Below are 2,212 nucleotides of genomic sequence, written 5' to 3'. Positions count from 1 at the left end.
GAGAAGCTGCTTAATAAGCAAGCAAATGATGACAACTACCTTGAAAAACACCGTAACTGTAATTTTCCCTTTTGAGCAACTTGTTATATTTTAGAAATCGTAGGTTAACGGACAAAGCTCAACCGAACTTACATTTAAAGTATAAGTATCTCCAAGAACATCGTAGTAACAAATTTTATTCATTCCGCTCGTTCTCTCACCTTTTAAGAAGCCAGTTGTAGCTAACGCAATACTTGAAAATAAAAGACCTGTAAGGACTAACCCTATTATTGTTTTTGATTTGTGCATGATGTAACTCCTTTGATTGAAAAATATAATGCCTAATTAAGTAACTGACAACGCTATCGATATATGCAAACTTGCCACCGAAGTTACTTCACTAAACTGAGGCAAAATGCCAAGCGTTGGCAGTCTGCTTAAATTGCTTTTTAGGTGTTTACAAACCAGCCTGTTGAAGCCAATGCTCCTCAGTAATTATGATTAGATCCTGCCCTTGCTCTCTATATAGCATTGCCTTCTCGATTTTTCGACCGTAAGACTCATGAGCCCAACTTTCAGAAACGTACGTTCCAAGTACTAAGTAATTAAGGGATTTGTTAATCCCTTTTGATATCTTACCGCCTAAATTTTCTATGGCTTCTTCACAATCCTTACGCTTTCCATACGCAAACGTACCAGTACATAGAAAATTGCCCCCCTCAAAACTAATTTTAGGTGCAGGGTGATCAATTGGTAATGAGGTTGTTTTAGCCATTTCTCCAACTTCGCCTAACTCTCCACCTAAACTTTGAAGCAAAGAAAGTAGCTCATGCGACTCTTCGGAATCAAGAATGCCATCTTCAAGCATTTCAGCTACTCGATTTAATAAATTTAAAATAATAGGATGCTCTGAGTGCTGATTCTGAATGAGCCAACCATGCAGAAACTCAGCTTCTGCATGCACAACTTCACCATCAGCTATCAGCCCTTTACTTAAACCAATCAGAGTGTCTATCTGTCGATCTTGAATATCGCGTTGATTATATTTGTTAAATAGTGACATATTATTTTTCACTTAATCTGTATTTAAAGGTTTGCCAAATGAGTAATAGACGTAAGACTTAATGGAACCATCAGCTCTATATACAACATTTTCACCATGCAACATCCCCATAGAAAAATTAGCTACCTGACAAACATTTCCACTTTCATTGAACCAAGTACATTTACCATCGATATAGCGGCTGGTTAAAACCTTGCTTCCAGGTTCATTTTGTACAGTTATTTCTGCAAATATAGGATCCATAAAACCTCTGAATCATTTTGCGGGATGATATTTCACCAGGTTATCGAATTCTTTGATTTGTATCAGTTGTTAGCAAGACACCTAGACAGAATGCTCATCACGAAAGGTGCTAGCCTCCAATATCGTGGTTTAGCTTAAAGCCAGAGCCATAATTAGTGTTATCGCATTGGATAAAGCATCGGGAGTGGCACAAACACCGACGGCGTTAGGACGGCAATATAGCTTCGGCTGTATTGAACCACGAGCATAGACTGAAGACAGGTGCCACGACGGAACAAGTAAGGTCGGCTCTACTCATCAAACGATGAGCAATCCACGTATATCAGCATGAGAACCGACGACATTACTGGCTTCATCTCTGCGGTAACACTATCCCCTAAGCAACAAGAAAGGCTCTGATAATACAGGAGCCGAAACTTCTACGTTTTTAATTGACAGTGGGGGGCATATCAACGCCGCATTAAGGTGTGAGCGGCGCTTGGCTATACTTGAGCGAAGCGAAATTGCCAAGCGTTGCGAATCACTCTTAAATGCTTTGTTATAGCCGTGCTAATTTTTGTTATAACCAAAAGCATCTCGCGATAATAAAACTTCTTTCCAGTAGTTTTCACGCTCAATAATTGTACTATCGTCTGTTTTCATAGGGCGATATTCAAGTAACGTAACCTTGAAGTTTTTTAGTGCGTAGTCAAAGCCATGTTTAGAGATGATCTCTGTGAGACCATCATTCCAACCATGACCTGTACCTATATAGCAGCTCCAACGAGACCATATACCGTGCTCTCCATATGCTGAACCCACATATTTTTTTCCATTCGATTTATCGAAAATAACATAGACGCCTTTAACATTTGATAAAGCTGACTTCCAGTCTAATGCCGTTCGGATAAGCATTATTGCTTGAACCTGAACGGATATTTGGCTGGG

Annotated in this window: 4 protein-coding genes; all 4 read right to left on the bottom strand. The window is 39.4% G+C overall.

What is annotated here, in order from left to right:
• Positions 1-90: 90 nt before the first annotated feature.
• Positions 91-288 (bottom strand): hypothetical protein, encoded by a 198-nt coding sequence (locus tag AB6D80_RS24765; protein ID WP_372189911.1) that lies wholly within the window; start codon positions 286-288, stop codon positions 91-93.
• A gap of 148 nt (positions 289-436) precedes the next feature.
• A complete protein-coding gene (locus AB6D80_RS24760) occupies positions 437-1,042 on the bottom strand; it encodes a BRCT domain-containing protein (protein WP_372189910.1) in 606 nt (201 codons plus the stop codon).
• 12 nt (positions 1,043-1,054) lie between these two features.
• A complete protein-coding gene (locus AB6D80_RS24755; RefSeq protein ID WP_372189909.1) occupies positions 1,055-1,285 on the bottom strand; it encodes a hypothetical protein in 231 nt (76 codons plus the stop codon).
• Positions 1,286-1,834: 549 nt separating this feature from the next.
• Positions 1,835-2,212, bottom strand: a 378-nt coding sequence (locus AB6D80_RS24750; protein ID WP_372189908.1) for a GIY-YIG nuclease family protein, incomplete at its 5' end; no start/stop codon positions are given.

Origin of the sequence: Vibrio sp. 10N.247.310.17 (genome assembly GCF_041466605.1) — a bacterium.
Classification (GTDB): Bacteria; Pseudomonadota; Gammaproteobacteria; order Enterobacterales; family Vibrionaceae; genus Vibrio; species Vibrio tasmaniensis_A.
The sequence above is the reverse complement of the archived record's forward strand: the minus strand, read 5'-3'. Positions and strand labels throughout refer to the sequence as shown.

Coding starts and splice junctions, on each gene's coding strand:
- AB6D80_RS24760 (WP_372189910.1), bottom strand. CDS start 1,042: ATGTCACTATTTAACAAATATAATCAACGCGATATTCAAGATCGACAG.
- AB6D80_RS24765 (WP_372189911.1), bottom strand. CDS start 288: ATGCACAAATCAAAAACAATAATAGGGTTAGTCCTTACAGGTCTTTTA.
- AB6D80_RS24755 (WP_372189909.1), bottom strand. CDS start 1,285: ATGGATCCTATATTTGCAGAAATAACTGTACAAAATGAACCTGGAAGC.